A 17072-nucleotide genomic window follows, 5' to 3' on the forward strand; every position below is an offset into this window, starting at 1 on the left:
CTGCCACCTGCGACCCGCTACACCGGAGCGGCTAAGAAGCAACGGGCCTTGAAGCGCCATTAGTCTGACATCGATTGGATCAAATAGTTGGCGTTCCAGATGCCTTCGCATAAACCGCAACCGCAACGAATGCGGCAATACTGACCAGCCCGAGACACGCGTTAAGCGTCAGTGCGAAGCTCAAGCCAAGATTCTCCGTAAGCGCCGCAAAGACGAACGGCGCGCCGGCACCCACCGCAAGCCGAGCGGCTGCCATCTTTCCTGTAATTGCCCCATAGCCTTCGGATCCGAATAGATAGAGCGGCAGGTTTCCCTGTGCGATGCTGTTGATGCCTGAGCCCAGACCAAGGCAGATGGCGAAGGCAACCGCCCCCGGTAGCCAGCTGGCTGTCACCAGCAGGATCAATATGCCCAGCACGATTAAAACAGCGGAAAGCACCGCAAGTGCTGGCGGCGGGAGGCTCTTGCCGAAGATCATGTTGATCAAGCGACTGAGAACCTGGGCCGGACCGAAAAGAGAGCCGATCACGACAGCTGCCGCTCCCAGCCCCACGGTTCCAAGCATCGGCACCATATGGGCGAGGATGGCGGAGAGAGTAAAACCCAGTATCGCGAAAGCGAAGGAGACCAAGATCATCCCACGGCGTCTCGTATGCGAAGGGAGCGCACCCACGACGGTCTCGCGCGCGCGGCTCGTCGTGTCGGCACTCGATCCCGTCTTTCCTGCGCGCATAATCCAGAAGTGAAGCGGCATACAAAGAAAAAGATTAAGTCCCGCGAAGACGAGATAGATCTCCCGCCAATCGAGGTGGACGGCTAACGCAGCCGAGATCGGCCAGAAAATGGTCGATGCGAAACCACCGATGAGAGTGAGATAGGTGATGTTTCGGGACGCCGAACGAGGATTGTTTTCCACCAGAGCCGCAAACGCCGCCTGATATTGCACCATACCGGAGGATATTTCGAGCAGGATGACCGCAGCGGCAAAGATCGCAACCGAGGGCGATAAAGCGCAGAGCGCCAGTGTCAATGCCGCAAGAAACGAACCGATTGTCATCATGGTTGCGGCGCCGATCCGGTCCATCTGCCTACCGATATAGGTTGCCGAAAGACCGCCGATAAAAAGGGACACCGAAAAAACCGCAAAAACCTGAGAAAGCGTCAGGCCCAGATCTTTCGCCATGCCGGGCGCAAGGATGCTGAAACTATAATAGAGGGTGCCATAACCCACGATCTGTGTAAGGCCGAGCGCAGAAACGGTGGCCGCAGACGCCCTGAAATCACGCAACGATGTTGCCCTCTTCAGCACGGCCATCGGCAGGGTGGCAGCTGTTGCCACGCTCGACATCCTCCCGGACGGCCGGATGCCCGGCGCAGCAGTCTTCCATCAGGAATTTCACGAGGGACGCCAGAGTATCGTAGCTCGCGCTATAGAGGATCGATCGCGACAGGCGTCGCTGTGAGATCAAACCAGACCGTTCCAGCTCTTTGAGATGGAACGACACATTCGTTGCCGAGACGCCCATGCGCTCGGCGATCACGCCCGCGGCCAATCCTTCAGGTCCCGCGATAACAAGTGCTCGCACGATGGACAGACGGGTCTCCTGAGAGAGAGCCGAAAATGACAGCAGGGCCTGACGCTCATCCATATTTCAACAATCCTTGAATTATTGTATCGATGGATAACGCAGATTATCGAGGCCGACAAGACGATTATGTAACGTCGTACGGGATGTGGCAGCCGCGCCTCGAAAAGGCGCGGCCCGCCCCCCTCTATCATCCCATAAAATCCAACAGCAGCTTCACATTCAGCGCCGCAATCACCACCGCGATCAGCCAGGCGAAGGCCGAAAGCCAGAGCGGCGAGCGCAGCTCGCCCATCTTCGTCCGGTCGGCGGTGAACATGACGAGCGGGAAGACGGCGAAGGAGAGTTGCAGGCTGAGCACCACCTGCGTCAGGATCAAGAGTTCGGCCGTGCCGCTGTCGCCATAGAAGATGGTGACGCCGGCGGCAGGGATGATGGCGATGGCGCGGGTGATGAGGCGGCGCAGCCAGGGGGCGAGCCGCATCTTGAGGAAACCCTCCATCACGATCTGGCCGGCGAGTGTTGCCGTGACGGTGGAATTGATGCCGCAGCATAAGAGCGCCACGCCGAACAGCGTCGGCGCAATGGCAAGGCCGAGCAGCGGCGCGAGCAGATTATGCGCCTCACCGAGTTCGGCGACATTCGTCTGCCCGGTCTTGTTGAAGGTCGCCGCTGCGAGGATGAGGATCGAGGCGTTGATGAGCAGGGCGAACATCAGCGCGATGGTGGAATCGAGGGTGGCGAATTTCAGCGCCTCGCGTTTTTCGGCAACTGTCTCGCCGATTTCGCGGGTCTGCACGATGCCCGAATGCAGATAGAGATTATGCGGCATGACGGTGGCGCCGAGAATACCGAGCGCCAGATAGAGCATATCAGGATTGGTGACGATCTCAGTCGTCGGCGCAAAACCGAGAATCACCTGCCCCCAGTCGGGATCAGCCAGCGCCACCTGAATGGCGAAACATACGGCGATGACGCCAAGCAGCGTGATGACCAGCGCCTCCACCCAGCGGAAGCCGAGCTTCTGCAGATAGAGGATCAGAAACACATCGAGCGCGGTGATGAGGACGCCGAGTTCGAGCGGAATGCCGAAGATGAGGTTGAGGCCGATGGCCGTGCCGATGACCTCGGCAATATCGGTGGCGATAATGGCGATTTCCGCGAGCAGCCAGAGCACCATTGCCACCGGTTTCGGATAGGCGTCACGGCAGGCCTGTGCAAGATCACGGCCGGATGCGATCGCAAGACGCGCGCAGAGCGATTGCAGCACAATCGCCATGATGTTCGAGACCAGCGCAACCGTCAGCAGCGTGTAACCGAATTTGGATCCGCCGGCGAGCGACGTCGCCCAGTTCCCGGGATCCATATAACCGACGGCAACGAGATATCCGGGGCCGAAAAACGCCATCGCCCGGCGAAACGTGCCGGCATTCGGATTGATCCTGATCGAACTGTGAACGTCGGATAACGAGAGGTCGTCGCCGTTTCGTCGCCATCCAAAGACTGGCTTGTCCATTTTATGCGCTTTCAAAGGGAAGGTTGAATTGGTGCAGTTGCAAATCATTCGCATAAGCAATAGCGGCTGACAAGGGGAGTTTTTGCAGCCATGCAGACGGTGCCGGGGGAACCTGTACGGTTTGAACGCAATCCGGCGCACCTCCACGTTCCCGTTGGGGGGCCGACACCCCTCCTTCCCGTCCTTCCGACCCTTGCCAGTGCCCAGCCCAGTTCCTGCCGTTAAAAAGACTCGTCTTGCCGCGCAGACGCGCCTCTGCTGAATTCGGCTCAGGGCCGGAATGACGGAGGTCGGATGAGAAAGGGTGGTAGCAAATACGGAAACCGCCATGCCGACAGGTGTAGACGACGGAGCTACAGCCAGCCGGGCTCACGGCCTTGTCATCGCCCCTGCTCCGCCCTTGCGGAACAGCGCCGCACTTGTCTGCGTTTATATTTCAGGAACACTCTAATACCGGGGAAGTTCATGCGACATGGCCATAAATTCAGCCTGGTGAACCATCCGAGCCGATGGCCGAAATATATCATGGCGTATCGAAGGCCGCGCGACTGGCTGATGACGATCAGCGGCATCGTGCTGCTGTTCATCGTCGCCGCCGCGGTTGCCATGGGTTATCTCGTCACCAGCCATCCCGGCAAGCCGGAGCCAAACCCCGGCATCGTGGAGGAACAGGCAGCGGAGAACGGCGGGTAAGCTGCGGCGCAAACGCGCCGCTCTCAGCTCAAGCCCGCAAGATGGCCGCTAAACTGCGCCTCATGCAGGCGGCTGTAATGGCCCTTGGCGGCCAGCAGCTCGGCGTGGGCGCCGGTTTCGGCAATGCCGGTCTGGTCCACCACCACGATGCGCGAGGCATCGCGGATCGTCGCCAGCCGGTGGGCGATGACGAGCGTGGTGCGCCCCTTGGCAAGCTCGGTCAGCGATTGCTGGATGGCGCGCTCGGTTTCCGTGTCGAGCGCGGAGGTCGCCTCGTCGAGAATGAGGATCGGCGGGTTCTTGAGGAACATTCGGGCAATGGCGAGACGCTGTTTCTGGCCGCCGGACAATTTGACGCCGCGTTCACCGATGACGGTGTCGAGCCCGAGCGGCATGGCCTCGATGACGCCATCGAGACGGGCGCGCCGCGCCGCCTCCATGATGTCCGCATCCGAAGCGCCAAGCCGTCCATATTCGATGTTCTCGCGGATCGTGCCGCCGAACAGGAAGACATCCTGCTGCACGATGCCGATCTGGTTGCGCAGCGAAGCGAGTTTCATTTGTCGGATATCGATGCCGTCAATGGTGATCGCGCCGCTGGTAACGTCATAAAATCGCGGCAGAAGCGAGCAGAGCGTGGTCTTGCCCGCGCCCGAAGGACCAACGAAGGCCACCGTCTCGCCGGCGCTGATCTTCAGGTCGATATTGGTGAGAACCTGCTTGCCCTCGGCATAACCGAAACCGACATGACGATATTCGATATCGCCGCGCAGCAGCGGCGCGTCCACCGCATCAGGCGCATCGACAATGTCAGGCGCTGTGTCGAGAAGTTCGGTGAAGCGGCGGAAACCGGCAATGCCCTTCGGATAAGTCTCGATGACCGAATTGATCTTTTCCACCGGGCGGAAAAACACGCCGACCAGCAGCAGGAAGCCAACGAAGCCGCCTTCCGTGAGACCGCCCGTCAGCACGAACCATGCGCCGCAGATCATCACGATCATCTGCGTCAGCCGCATGCTCATGTAGCTCAGCGAGGTGCTGGCCGCCATGATCTTGTAGGCATCGAGCTTCGTGCGGCGGTATTTCTGGTTGTCCTTCTCGAACAGCGCGCGCTCGTGGTCCTCGTTGGCAAAGGCCTGCACCACCCGCATGCCGCCGACATTTTCCTCGATACGGGCGTTGAAATCCCCCACGCGGCCATAAAGCGCGCGGAAATTCTGCGTCATGCGGCCGCCGTAACGGCTGGTCACCCAGGCGGTGACGGGCACGACGGCGGCGGTAATGAGCGCCAGCGGCACATTCACCGACAGCATCAGCAGGAAGGCGCCGATGAAGGTCATGATGGCGATGAACAGGTCTTCGGGGCCGTGATGGGCCACCTCGCCGATCTCTTCCAGATCCTTCGTCAGCCGCCCGACCAGATGGCCTGTTTTCTGGTTGTCGAAATAACGGAAGGAAAGCTTTTGCAGATGGTCAAAGGCCAGACGCCGCATGTCGGTCTCGATATTGATGCCGAGCATGTGCCCCCAATAGGTGACGGTCGCCATCAGCCCGGTATTCAGCACATAGATGACGAGCAGCCCGACCGAAGCGGCGAGAATGATGGCCCATTCACCGCCCGGCAGCAGCACGTCCACAAAGGTCTTCACGGCCATCGGAAAGCCAAGTTCGAGTACGCCCGACAAAACCGCGCAGGAAAAATCGAGAATGAACAGACCGCGATAGGGACGGTAATAGGCGAAGAAACGGCGCAGCATGGCATGACCTGGAGATCGGGCGCGGCAACCTTACGCCGCAATAAAAACGGAGTTTAATTGTCATATTTCAATGCGCGCGCCAAGACCGATGTTCTATTTTTACCAAAATCGTTCAATAGGTTCAGCAATAAACACACAACGGTAATGTGATCGGGTTATATTGCACTTATATGTATCGGTGTGACAGAGTGAATGCACCCCTTGCGGGGAGAATGCGAGAAAGAGCCTGCCGTGAGTAACATTGACAGCCGTAAGCCCAGTGGCGAACCGAGATGGCTTGGTCCCGCCAGCCCGACGCGGATCGCCCTGATCCCGCCTATTTCGGCTGCGCGCTGGCTGCTCCTTCTGGTCGTCCTTGCGGGCATCTATTTCTTCAACGGCTTTCTGGTTCCGGTTCTCGCCGCGCTCGTCATCGGTTTCGCCAGCTGGCCGGTCTATACGCGGCTTCTGCGGCAGGTGGGCGGCAACACGACGCTCGGTGCCACCATCGCCATCATCCTCATCATTGCCTTCCTCGTGGTGCCGATCTTCATCGCCGCCTCCTATACGGCAACCGAAATCCGCGAATGGTTCGGCTGGGCGGTGCACGTCAACAAGACGGGCGCCCCCGTGCCGGACTGGATCGCCGCCCTTCCCGCCGTCGGCCCCTGGCTCGGCGAACAATGGGTGAAATATATCGGCACGCCGGGCGCCATCGGCGAGCTCATCCAGCTCGTCAGCGGCGCCAATATCGGTAATATCTACCGGGCGATCCTCGCCGCCGGCAACGGCGCGTTCCATCTCGTGCTGACCCTGCTGTTCATGCTGATCGCGCTGTTCTTCGTTTACCGCAACGGCGCAGGCTTCACCCGTCAGGTCGATCTGGTGGGCGAACGCATCCTGCCGACACGGTGGGAACGCATTTCGAGGGTCGTGCCCGCCACCATCAGCTCGACCGTAACCGGCATGACGCTGATCGCCATCGGTGAAGGCATCATCCTCGGCATCGCCTACTGGATCGCCGGCGTGCCCTCGCCCGTCACGCTCGGCGTGCTGACCGGCGTCATGGCGCTCATTCCCGGCGGCGCGCCGCTCTCGTTTACGCTGGTGTCGATCTATCTGGTCGCCAGTGGATCGCCCGCCCACGGGCTGGCGCTCTTCGTCTGGGGCTCGGTCGAACTCTTCATCGTCGACAAGACCATCCGGCCGAAACTCGTCGGCGGACCGATCAAGCTGCCGTTCCTGCCCACCTTTTTCGGCCTTGTCGGCGGCGTCAAGACCATGGGTTTCCTCGGCCTCTTCATCGGCCCGGTGCTGATGGCGCTGCTGGTGGCAATCTGGCGCGAATGGGTGCGCGAGGTGGAACTGTCCGCCGCCACCACCACCGAGGCTCCGCCCCCGCCGCCAACAGAGGACGATCCCGTTGATGAGGTTGCCGCGCTCGAAGAGGATAGCGAGGAAACGACGGCATTTCGGAAAGCTGCTTTTTGACTGGTGAAGCCTGCGGTGGGCGGCGATGACGTGGAGCGCCAGCCGACAGGCCAAGGCCGCTTCCCTCTCTTTCGTCATGCCGGGCTTGGATACCGGCATCAGCCATGGCTCATCTGCGCAGTGAAAGAGTCTTCCGCGATCAAAGACTTGATCGCGCTGGACCCGCATCTAGTCCGAGGTGACGTGGGCGAATGCTGCGGCTATACCTCAAACAGTCACATCGCCAGCCCATCCGACCGATCGGTGCCTTCTCCTTAAAGCGCCTTTTCCATGAACAGGCTGAGCGGGTCAGGCTTATAAGGCGCAAAGGCCTCGATCTCCACAAACCCCGCCTTGCGGTAAAGGCCGATCGCCTCCGGCTGGCTGATCCCGGTTTCCAGCCGGATGGCGGAAAGGCCGAGTTCGGTACCGCGCGCGACAAGCGTATCCATGATCAGCTTGCCGATCCGCAATCCCCTCGCCTCGGGATCAACGAACATGCGCTTGACCTCCGCCGTGCCATCACCCGCCTCCACCAGCGCGCCGCAGCCGACCACGCGGCCATCGTGTCGCACCACGAAAAAGGAGACATTGTCCTTTTCCAGCTGGCCGATATCGACCAGATGATTGCTCTCGGCGGGATAAAGCGACGCCATATAGGTATTGGAGAGATCGATGAGGCGCAGAACCGCGTCCTGCCGTGGTGTTTCAAGCTTGATTTCGGTGGCCAATGCGATGCCTGCCTTCTCTATAAAAATGCGTATTTCGTCGTAATGTCACTGCAATCGGGATAGATGAGTTTCTAGAGCATTATTCCCGACAGAGGCAACACACCCCATGAAAACAGCCCTCGTTCTCATGACCTTCCTTGGCTGTGACGACAGCGCCACCGATTGCCATTACATCGCCACCTCGCAGCAGCGCTGGACGAGCATCGAGCTATGTGACGCCGTGTCGGAAAAGGAGCTGGAGCGTTACGCCAATGCGCCCTACCCGGTCGTGGTGGCCGTGTGCCAGACACCGGGCGAGCAGGCTCCGCAGACGGCGAGCAATACGCCCGGCGCGCAGCCTCCCGCCGCGGCGGCACCTGCCGGAACGCAGCAGGCGACCGCAGAGGTAACGCCGAAGGAAGAAGAGAGCCTCACCAAACAGGCGATCGGCCGCGTCAGCCGCATTCTGCCGTCCACAGAAGGCATAAAGCACCTCCTGGGAACGCCGGTCAGGATGGTCGAAAACAGCTATTCGTGGATCGCCAAGCGGTTTGACAAGTAATTGCGGGGAACGCAGCAATTGCGTCTGGAGGCCCCCAGGACCTTACGCCGCCTCGACCGTCAGCGCTTCCGCATAATACCGCGCCTTCTGCCGTTCTTCGGCAATGGCCAGCTTGCGCACGGCATGCAGCAGTTCGAACAATGTCTCGGAACCGTTGACCTCGCGGAAATGCGCCAGCAACTCGGCCGAGACGGAGGCCGCCGCCTCAGAAAGCTGCGAGCGGGCGGCACGGCGCCACATCAGCGTCGCCTCGATGAAAACGTCAACGACATCGCCAAAAAGCCCGACGGACTGGAACAGGGCCTTCAGCGCGTGCGGCCGCCCCGTCGCCAGAATGGCGCGCACCTTGCGGTCATCGAGACCGGAGAGATTGACCATCGCCGCCGTGAAGAATTCCAGCCGGCCCGAACAGACGGCGTGGATGAGCAGCGCCGGCGTCAGTTCCAGCCGCTGGCGCAGATGCTCCACCAGCGCCGGCAGTTCCGGCGAAGAAACGCTTGATGCGATAAGAATGGTGGCGGAATCTTCCGCCTCGCGAAAAAGACTGTCGGCGCGGTTGCGCGCGATCATCGCGTGAACCAGCGCCGAGCCGGCGAGCGCCTCGCTGATGCGACCCATCAACAGGTGGCGCGCATCGGCCGGCAGCGCCTCACGGCGAAGCAGAAGGTCGCGAATATCGGCGTCGCAGCCATGGCGCTCGGCAATGCGCCGCAGCGAGAATGGCGTGATGAAGGCATCGTCGTTTTCAAGCAGGATGATGGTCTCAGGCAGATCGCCGACTTCGGCAAGGGCGGCGCAGACCCCGCGCGGCAGACCGGGCCTTGCGGCAATGAGCGCGCGCGTCAGGCTTTCGCCGCGCCCGGCGAGATCAACCAGGTCGGCCTCGCCGAGAACCGGCGAGCGGGCAATCACCGTGCAGGCGATTTCCGGCTGGTCTTCGGCAAGTGAAACGAGAATGGCGCGCGGTGCGTCTTGGGCATCCGCCAGCGCTTCGGCGAGCGCCAGCCGCACACGCGGTGAAGGGTCATCGAGAAGATAGGTCATCGCCATATAGGCGGCATCGCGGTTTTCCCGCGCCATGTCGGACTGCAGATAGGCACGGCCGAGCGCATTGGCAGCTTTCGCCCGCTCGGTCGATCCAGCCTTTTCAGACCAGCGAAGAAATGCCTGTACGATCACCTGAGCCTCGAAACACATTCATACAATGGATGGCGGCATCATCGCCGCCACCATGTATAAAACTCTAGGCGCAAATGGTTTACGTTTGGTTCACCATAAAAATTAACCGCATCCGAAGAAGGACTATATTTACGGCGCAGTAGAGGGGCGCTGCAGCTGGAATACATCGCTGCCGCCATCGCAGTAATCCATATAGCCCATGCGCGCCACGGGGCGCGACAGCCCCATATCGATGCGACCATCACGAATGATCGTTTCATCGATATGGATCGCCATGACCTGCCCGATCACCATCCACGAATCCGTCGGCTTGCCGTCGACATCCCCGAGTTGCTGTATCTGCGTCACCCGGCATTCCAGAACAGCCAGGGCTTCGCCGACGAAAGGCGCGTCCACCACCCGCCCGTCGACGGCGGTAAGGCCGGCAAGGGCGAATTCGTCGACGTCATAAGCGACAGGCGCAGAAGACGCATTCATCCGGTCCACCAGGTGGCGGCTGACGAGATTGGCGGTGAAGACGCCGGTTTCCTCGACATTGCGCAGGCTGTCCTTCCTGCCGCTGGACGAGAACATGACCAGCTTCGGCCGGTCCGAGATCGCGTTGAAGAAGGAATAGGGCGAGAGGTTCATGGAACCGTCCCTGCCCTTCGAGCCAATCCAGCCGATCGGCCGCGGTGCGACGATCGCCTTGAACGGATCATGCGGCAGGCCATGCTGGTTGGTGTCCGTGGTGTAGAACATCAGACGTCCCCGACCCAGGTGACGACATCGGCAAGCTCCGGCCGCGGCCGCTCCACCGGCGGGAATGTCGTTGAGCCGATGTGGATATAGCCCGCGACCTTCTCTTCCCCGCCGACGCCGGTCTCAGCAAGGAATGCCGGATCGAAAGCAAGCCATTCCGTCAGCCAGTTCGCGGCAAAACCGCTGGCATTGGCCGCGAAGATGACGTTGAGGCACACCGCGCCGGCGGACATGACCTGCTCCCATTCCGGGATCTTGAAATGCGGCTTGGCGGTGCTGATGACGGCGATAACGACGGGCGCGCGGGTGAAGCGCGTGCGCTCCGCTTCCTGCTGTTGCAGGTCCAGTTCCGGGTTCTTTTCAAGCGCGATCCTGAGCGCCGTTTCACCGAGACGCACACGCTCCTCGCCGCGATAAACCACGAAACGCCACGGCGCGAGCTTGCCATGGTCAGGCACGCGCACGGCAAGGCGCAGGATTTCCTCGATTTGCCCCTTCGAAGGTCCCGGCTCGGCAAGTTGCAGGGCCGGCGTAGAGCGGCGAGCCTTGAGATAATCGAGGAGCTTGATATCACTTGTCATGATCAAAAATCTTCCATTCTGCTGTCATCGCGAAACATGGGCCTTGAAATAGCCATGGCATTGGTTTTGAAGTGATGCGGGAAAATCAAGAAGTCAATCGGTATCGAAAATGTCGGCAATCAAAATCGCGGCACGTCTGGCCATTGCATGTGCTGCGCTTGGTCTTTTATCACAGGCCGCTTTTTCGCAGGATGCCTTTAAAGACTTCAAGCAACTCGGCGGCACGCCGAAAATGCCGAAACTCAACGCTTTCACCGCCCCTTCCGCACCCAATGCCCCCGCAAGCACCGCCCGCGATATCGCCATGGAAGCCAAGCTGACGAGCGAAGGCGAGGCGGTGAAAGAAGGCCTGTCCTGGCGCGTTTTCAGCCCCATTCCCGGCGCTGACGGCAAATTGCCGATGCTGGCAAGCTCCGAGGGCGGCTCGGCCCATTTCAATCTGGTACCCGGCGAATATTTCGTCAACGTCGCCTTCGGCCGCGCCGGCGTCACCAAGAAACTCAATATCCCAACGTCTGGCAACGTTCAGAAACAGGTGCTGATTCTCGATGCCGGCGGCTTCGTGCTGAACGCGGTCGCAGGGTCCGACAAGCAGATTTCCGGCACCCAGCTCAAATTTTCCGTCTATTCGTCGGACGCCCGGCCGGATGGCGAACGCGGCCTCGTCATGGCCGATATCAAGCCCAACACCATCGTGCGGCTGAATGCCGGCACCTATCACGTGGTTTCCGAATACGGCAACGTCAATGCGGTGGTGCGCGCCGACATTCAGGTGGAAGCCGGCAAGCTGACCGAAGCGACGCTGCAGCACCAGGCCGCGCAGATCACCCTCAAGCTCGTGTCCGAAGAGGGCGGCGAAGCCATTGCCGATACGGCCTGGTCCGTGCTGAACGGCGGCGGCGATGTGGTGAACGAAAGCGTCAGCGCGTTTTCGACCATGGTTCTGGCGGAAGGCGAATATACCGCCATCGCCCGTAACAAGGAAAAGGTCTACCAGCGTAACTTCAAGGTCACGTCGGGCCGGGATTCGGATGTGGAAGTGCTGATGAAAGATCAGGCGCCGGAAGATATGACCGGGGATTTCGAGTAAGTCTGATTGAGCCGGCCGCGACGCCAGCGATAACGTCCGAAACTTCTCTTCCGTCATGCCGGACTAGATCCGGCATCCAGCCACGGCGCGTCTGCGCCGTGAGGGACGAGTCTTTCGCGATCAAGGACTTGATCGCACTGGCCCCCGGATCTAGTCCGGGGTGACGGAGTGCGGATGCCCCGCCCTCTGCCAATCATAGCGCTGCTACAGCACATCGTTCACAAACAAAAACGGCCCCCGAAGGGGCCGTTGTCATTTATCACGCAACCTGCTTCTTCGCCGCAAGCTTGCGCTTCACATCCGGCGGCGTCGCCTCGTCCACGAGGCTTGTAATCGCGTCTTCGAGCGACATCGACGTCTGGTTCTGCGAACCGAGACGACGGATATTGACGGTGCGCTCTTCCGCTTCCTTGCGGCCGCAGACGATGATGACCGGAACCTTGGTCACCGAATGCTCGCGGACCTTGTAATTGATCTTCTCGTTGCGGAAGTCGGTCTCGACTGCCATGCCCGCCTCGCGCAGCGCTTCGGCGACCTCGCGGCCGTAATCGTCCGCATCCGAGGTGATCGTGGCGACGACGACCTGAAGCGGCGCAAACCACAGCGGCATGTGGCCGGCGAAGTTCTCGATGAGAATACCGAGGAAGCGCTCCATCGAGCCGCAGATGGCGCGATGGATCATCACCGGCTGCGTCTTTTCGGAGTTCTGGTCGATATAGAAGGCGCCAAAGCGTTCCGGCAGGTTGAAGTCCACCTGTGTCGTGCCGCATTGCCATTCACGGCCGATGGCGTCCTTCAGCGTATATTCGAACTTCGGCCCGTAGAACGCACCCTCTCCCGGCAGAATGCCGGTCTTGATGCGGCCGCCAGACTGCTCCTCGATGGTCTTCAGAACATCCATCATCACGCTTTCGGCGCGATCCCAGAGATCGTCGGAACCGACGCGCTTTTCAGGGCGCGTGGAGAGCTTGACGACGACTTCGCTGAAACCGAAATCCTCATAGACGGAGAGGATGAGGTCGTTGATGCGCAGGCATTCCGCCGCCATCTGCTCTTCCGTGCAGAAGACATGCGCATCGTCCTGCGTGAAGCCGCGAACGCGCATCAGGCCATGCAGGGCCCCGGAAGCCTCATAACGATGCACGGTGCCGAATTCCGCAAGGCGGACGGGCATTTCGCGGTAAGACTTCAAGCCATGCTTGAAGATCTGCACGTGCCCCGGGCAGTTCATCGGCTTCAGTGCGAAAACGCGCTGATCGGCTTCCTCGTCATCGGGATGGGTGAAGGCATGGGCGGATTTCACCGCGAACATGTTTTCCTGATACCAGCCCCAGTGACCGGAGGTTTCCCACAGCGACTTATCCAGCACCTGCGGCGCGTTGACTTCCTGATAGGTGTTGGCGAGCCGACGACGCATATAGGCCGTCAGCGTCTGGAACATGCGCCAGCCCTTGCCGTGCCAGAAGACGACGCCCGGACCTTCTTCCTGGAAATGGAACAGGTCCATTTCGCGGCCGAGACGGCGATGGTCGCGCTTTTCGGCTTCGGCCAGAACATGCAGATAATTGTCCAGCTCTTCCTGCGTCGCCCAGGCGGTGCCATAGATGCGTGACAGCATCGCATTGTTGCTGTCACCGCGCCAGTAAGCACCCGCCACCTTCATCAGCTTGAAGGCGGTGCCGACCTGCCCCGTGGAGGCCATATGCGGGCCACGGCAAAGATCGAACCAGTCGCCCTGGTAATAGATCTTCAGGTCCTGACCTTCGGGGATCGCATCAACCAGCTCGACCTTGTAATTCTCGCCCTTGGCGGCGAAGACTTCCTTGGCCTTTTCGCGCGACCAGATTTCGCGGGTAAACGCCTTGTTGCGCTGAATGATTTCCTTCATGCGCTTTTCGATCTTCGGCAGATCTTCGGGCGTGAAGGGCTCGTTCTTGGCGAAGTCGTAATAGAAGCCGTTCTCGATGACAGGGCCGATCGTCACCTGCGTGCCGGGCCAAAGCTCCTGCACTGCCTCGGCCATGACGTGGGCGGCATCGTGGCGGATGAGTTCCAGCGCACGCTTGTCTTCACGCGTGACGATCTCGATCTTGCCATCGGTGATGGTATCGGACAAATCGCGCACGGTGCCGTCAAGCGCAATGGCGACGGCCTTCTTGGCAAGCGATTTGGAAATGGATTCGGCAACCTCGCGGCCGGTCGTACCGGGGGCGTAGCTGCGGACGGATCCATCGGGAAATGTAAGGGAAATGGCTTCAGACATCGTCTAGTGCTCCTGTCCAGTCCCGCCAACGAATGCGGGTGGTGTTGGAATAATGATCTGCCCGCTGAAAACGGACAGGCAGCCTGATAAAGGCTTTTGCCATTCCAGTCAAAGGTGAAGGGTCTCTCAGCGAAGCATTTCCGCGAGACCATTGACGGTATTGGCGTTGCGGGTCGTGCCTATGCCGAGCCTCCTGGTGGTCAGGACCGGGAGAAGCCGGCTCTCGCTCGGCTTTCCCAGAAAATCGATCCATAAATCGCCACCAATCACGGCGATCTTCTCCTGCCGGCGATATTTTTCGAGAAATCCGAGAACGTCCTTGCCAAGCGGTTCGCGCATCACCCGAACGCAGACATCGGATGGATTGCCATCCGGAAACGGATTCTCAGCCGCCAGTTTCAGCCAGTCGCGAGCCGGGCGAACCATGATATCGACATGTTTGTCGAAACGCTTTTCGAAGGCGCGTTCAAGCCTGTCCTCAATCTCGCGAACGGGAGCATCCTCCGCACGAAAGACCAGGTTTCCGGTGGCTACAAGCGTCCGGCACTCGGCAAATCCCAGTTCTTCAGCCATTGCGCGCAGATCGGCCATGATGAGCCGCTTGCCCGCGCCAAGGACGATGCTGTGCAGCAGCGCCACATGATCCTTCATCGATGCAGGCTCCAGTAACGCCACGGCGCCCACCAGCGCCTCGTGCTGCCGAGCGCTTCCGGCACCGGGTCCAGTCCGCTCGTGCCGCCAGGGCCGCAGCGCGCAACGCGAAACAGGGTCATCCATCCGCCGGCCCACAGCCCGTGGCGGGCGATGGCCTCATAGCCATATTCGGAACAGGTGGGGATGTGACGGCAGGAGTTTCCGATGAAGCCGGAAAGCGTCAATTGATAAAGCCGGATAAGGCCGACACCAAACAACCGCCCCGGCGTTTTGGCAAAGCTGCCCGCCCAGTTACGGGATCGGCCCGCTTTTTCCGCCGTCTGCTGATGCCGGCAGCCCGGTTCGCCGCACATCACCTAACCCGCAGCGTTGACAGCCGGCCGGCCTTCGATCTGGTCGAGAGCATCGACCACCGCTTCAAAGGTCAGCATGGTGGAGGCATGGCGCGCCTTGAAATCGCGCACGGGCTGAAGCACCCGCATATCTTCGAAACGGCCCGCCGGCCCTTCGCCGCCCTGTTTCAGCATGGCGAGCATGTCTTCCCGCGCCTGCCGGATTTCGCCGCTGGAAGCGCCGATGATGTGATGCGCCATGATGGAGGCGGAGGCCTGGCCGAGCGCGCAGGCACGCACCTCGTGGGAAAACGCCGTCACGATGCCGCCTTCGACCTTCAGATAAACCTTGAGCTTAGAGCCGCACAGGCGCGAGTGTTTTTCGGCGCTGGCGTCGGCATCTTCAAGAACACCCGTCAGCGGAATATTCCCGGCAAAGTCCAGAATGCGATTATTGTAGATGTCGTCCATCGTCAGGTGCCCGGCGCGCTCAAGATTGCCCAAAAACAGGACAGGTCAAATTTTTCAAACACAGCGTTTGTCGCAGTGAAGCTTTCCTGCCCTTCATTCTCATTATATGCTAACGAGCTTTCTGGACATCAAGCCGTGATGAAATTAACGGCTCCGATACCGAAATAACAGCATCGGTCTTGCCAAAATGCTGTAAAACAACCAGATAGCAGCAACTGCGAACAAATGTTCGCGATGAAAAACGAATTCAGGTGCGGCCTTTACCCGCATCGGGAGAGACGGAATGGATGCGATCGTGAAGAATTTCCCCGGCGCTGGCGCAAAAACCGACGTGGCAGAAGCTCGCCCAAGCCAGGCCGAAGCGGAAGAAGCAGTGCGCGTTCTTTTGCGCTGGGCAGGAGAAAATCCCGCCCGCGAAGGACTTCTGGATACGCCGAAGCGCGTCGCCAAGGCCTATCGCGAGCTTTTTGCCGGTTATGAGCTGAACGTTCAGGACGTGCTCGGCACGACCTTCGAGGAAGTCGGCGGTTATGACGATGTGGTGCTGGTGCGCGACATCCCCTTCTTCTCCCATTGCGAGCACCACATGGTGCCGATCGTCGGCAAGGCGCATGTGGCCTATCTTCCGGCCGGCCGCGTGCTCGGCCTGTCGAAGATCGCCCGCGTCGTTGAAATCTTCGGCCGCCGCCTGCAGACGCAGGAAAACATGACAGCGCAGATCGCAAGATCGATCGAAGAAACCCTGAAACCGCGCGGCGTGGCCGTCATGATCGACGCCGAACATATGTGCATGTCCATGCGCGGCGTGAACAAGCAGGGGTCGACGACGCTGACCACCAGCTTCACCGGCACGTTCAAGAACGATCCGGCCGAGCAGGTCCGCTTCATGACCATGGTGCGCAACCGCTAGGCATCGGACCGAAAAGTGTAGCGCGGGTTTTTGAAAACCCGATGCTCAGACAAATTTTGGAGTGGCGGAGTGATCTCATTTTCCCCGCCGCTCTGAAACCTTCCGCTTTTCTCCCGGGGTAGCCATGTCCATTTCGTTTCCGTCCGCGCCTGCGGACAAGGAAGTGCTCGAAAACGCAGGTCTCTTTTCGCCGAAATTCGATGCCCACGGCCTTGTCACCGCCGTGGTTACCGATGCACGCGACGGCGAATTGCTGATGGTCGCCCATATGAATGCGCAAGCCCTGTCGCTGACGCTCGAGACCGGCATCGCCCACTATTACAGCCGTTCACGCGACAAGATCTGGAAGAAGGGCGAAACATCGGGCAACCTGCAGACGGTGAAGGAATTCCGCACTGATTGCGATCAGGACGCGGTGTGGCTGAAGGTCTCCGTCGCCGGCCATGATGCGACCTGCCATACCGGTCGCCGCTCGTGCTTTTATCGCACCGTCGAGCTCTCCAATGGCGATGCTGTGACGAAGATCACCGACGACACCCGCCATTTCGATCCGGCCACCACCTATTCGGACAAATAAA

At 60.2% G+C, this 17072-nt stretch carries 18 protein-coding genes; 6 read left to right on the plus strand and 12 right to left on the minus strand.

Going from position 1 to position 17072, the window contains the following annotated elements; all coding sequences use genetic code 11:
- Nucleotides 1-79: 79 nt before the first annotated feature.
- The 3 genes from arsK to AC5I5B_RS08650 all read right to left on the minus strand — a co-directional run bounded on the left by arsK (nt 80) and on the right by AC5I5B_RS08650 (nt 3102).
- Nucleotides 80-1315, minus strand: coding sequence for an arsenite efflux MFS transporter ArsK (gene arsK / locus AC5I5B_RS08640; RefSeq protein WP_173992186.1), 1236 nt, complete (start codon nt 1313-1315; stop codon nt 80-82).
- Nucleotides 1281-1649: an ArsR/SmtB family transcription factor gene (locus tag AC5I5B_RS08645; RefSeq protein WP_020809330.1), complete on the minus strand. Its 369-nt coding sequence runs from the start codon at nt 1647-1649 to the stop codon at nt 1281-1283. Before AC5I5B_RS08645 ends, arsK begins: the two co-directional genes overlap by 35 nt.
- Nucleotides 1650-1776: 127 nt before the next feature.
- A complete protein-coding gene (locus AC5I5B_RS08650; RefSeq protein ID WP_162695531.1) occupies nt 1777-3102 on the minus strand; it encodes an Nramp family divalent metal transporter in 1326 nt (441 codons plus the stop codon).
- A 465-nt stretch (nt 3103-3567) separates the two neighbouring features.
- On the opposite strand from AC5I5B_RS08650, the gene AC5I5B_RS08655 reads away from it, so the two are divergent.
- Complete coding sequence (locus AC5I5B_RS08655; RefSeq protein WP_003508088.1) at nt 3568-3795, plus strand: hypothetical protein; 228 nt, start codon at nt 3568-3570, stop codon at nt 3793-3795.
- A gap of 23 nt (nt 3796-3818) precedes the next feature.
- Here the strand turns inward: AC5I5B_RS08655 and AC5I5B_RS08660 are convergent, their stop codons facing one another.
- Nucleotides 3819-5552 (minus strand): ABC transporter ATP-binding protein, encoded by a 1734-nt coding sequence (locus AC5I5B_RS08660; protein ID WP_060724321.1) that lies wholly within the window; start codon nt 5550-5552, stop codon nt 3819-3821.
- Nucleotides 5553-5783: 231 nt separating this feature from the next.
- Between AC5I5B_RS08660 and AC5I5B_RS08665 the strand changes: the two genes are divergently transcribed.
- Nucleotides 5784-7022, plus strand: a complete 1239-nt coding sequence (locus AC5I5B_RS08665; protein WP_080866210.1) for an AI-2E family transporter — start codon at nt 5784-5786, stop codon at nt 7020-7022.
- A gap of 254 nt (nt 7023-7276) precedes the next feature.
- Here the strand turns inward: AC5I5B_RS08665 and AC5I5B_RS08670 are convergent, their stop codons facing one another.
- The gene (locus tag AC5I5B_RS08670; protein WP_080866211.1) at nt 7277-7732 is read right to left on the minus strand and encodes a GNAT family N-acetyltransferase; all 456 of its coding nucleotides are present in this window, start codon (nt 7730-7732) and stop codon (nt 7277-7279) included.
- A gap of 106 nt (nt 7733-7838) precedes the next feature.
- Between AC5I5B_RS08670 and AC5I5B_RS08675 the strand changes: the two genes are divergently transcribed.
- Complete coding sequence (locus AC5I5B_RS08675) at nt 7839-8273, plus strand: hypothetical protein (RefSeq protein WP_111784313.1); 435 nt, start codon at nt 7839-7841, stop codon at nt 8271-8273.
- Nucleotides 8274-8315: 42 nt separating this feature from the next.
- Here the strand turns inward: AC5I5B_RS08675 and AC5I5B_RS08680 are convergent, their stop codons facing one another.
- From AC5I5B_RS08680 to AC5I5B_RS08690, 3 genes are all read right to left on the minus strand, one after another.
- Nucleotides 8316-9470 carry a DUF2336 domain-containing protein gene (locus AC5I5B_RS08680; RefSeq protein WP_111792197.1) on the minus strand — a complete coding sequence of 385 codons (1155 nt, stop codon included), beginning with the start codon at nt 9468-9470 and terminating at the stop codon, nt 8316-8318.
- Nucleotides 9471-9581: 111 nt separating this feature from the next.
- Entirely contained in the window at nt 9582-10193 is a 612-nt protein-coding gene (locus tag AC5I5B_RS08685; RefSeq protein ID WP_020809325.1) for a flavin reductase family protein, read from the minus strand.
- A complete protein-coding gene (locus AC5I5B_RS08690; protein ID WP_060724317.1) occupies nt 10193-10774 on the minus strand; it encodes a nitroreductase family protein in 582 nt (193 codons plus the stop codon). Before AC5I5B_RS08690 ends, AC5I5B_RS08685 begins: the two co-directional genes overlap by 1 nt.
- Nucleotides 10775-10883: 109 nt before the next feature.
- On the opposite strand from AC5I5B_RS08690, the gene AC5I5B_RS08695 reads away from it, so the two are divergent.
- Nucleotides 10884-11864, plus strand: a complete 981-nt coding sequence (locus AC5I5B_RS08695; protein WP_003508068.1) for an RgsD C-terminal domain-containing protein — start codon at nt 10884-10886, stop codon at nt 11862-11864.
- A 259-nt stretch (nt 11865-12123) separates the two neighbouring features.
- Here AC5I5B_RS08695 and thrS read toward each other — a convergent pair whose 3' ends face one another.
- From thrS to AC5I5B_RS08715, 4 genes are all read right to left on the minus strand, one after another.
- The gene (thrS, locus tag AC5I5B_RS08700; RefSeq protein WP_111834465.1) at nt 12124-14127 is read right to left on the minus strand and encodes a threonine--tRNA ligase; all 2004 of its coding nucleotides are present in this window, start codon (nt 14125-14127) and stop codon (nt 12124-12126) included.
- Between the two features lie 126 nt (nt 14128-14253).
- Entirely contained in the window at nt 14254-14778 is a 525-nt protein-coding gene (locus AC5I5B_RS08705; RefSeq protein ID WP_111834466.1) for a DUF1697 domain-containing protein, read from the minus strand.
- Nucleotides 14775-15134, minus strand: a complete 360-nt coding sequence (gene yidD, locus AC5I5B_RS08710) for a membrane protein insertion efficiency factor YidD (protein ID WP_003508065.1) — start codon at nt 15132-15134, stop codon at nt 14775-14777. The genes AC5I5B_RS08705 and yidD overlap by 4 nt, the downstream gene beginning before the upstream one ends.
- 3 nt (nt 15135-15137) lie before the next feature.
- Complete coding sequence (locus AC5I5B_RS08715) at nt 15138-15584, minus strand: iron-sulfur cluster assembly scaffold protein (protein WP_111834540.1); 447 nt, start codon at nt 15582-15584, stop codon at nt 15138-15140.
- Nucleotides 15585-15867: 283 nt separating this feature from the next.
- Here AC5I5B_RS08715 and folE point away from each other — a divergent pair, with 283 nt between their 5' ends.
- Nucleotides 15868-16494 carry a GTP cyclohydrolase I FolE gene (gene folE / locus AC5I5B_RS08720; protein ID WP_003508063.1) on the plus strand — a complete coding sequence of 209 codons (627 nt, stop codon included), beginning with the start codon at nt 15868-15870 and terminating at the stop codon, nt 16492-16494.
- Nucleotides 16495-16618: 124 nt separating this feature from the next.
- The gene (hisI, locus tag AC5I5B_RS08725) at nt 16619-17071 is read left to right on the plus strand and encodes a phosphoribosyl-AMP cyclohydrolase (RefSeq protein ID WP_020811294.1); all 453 of its coding nucleotides are present in this window, start codon (nt 16619-16621) and stop codon (nt 17069-17071) included.
- Nucleotide 17072 lies beyond the last annotated feature (1 nt).

It is taken from the genome of Agrobacterium sp., assembly GCF_059499945.1.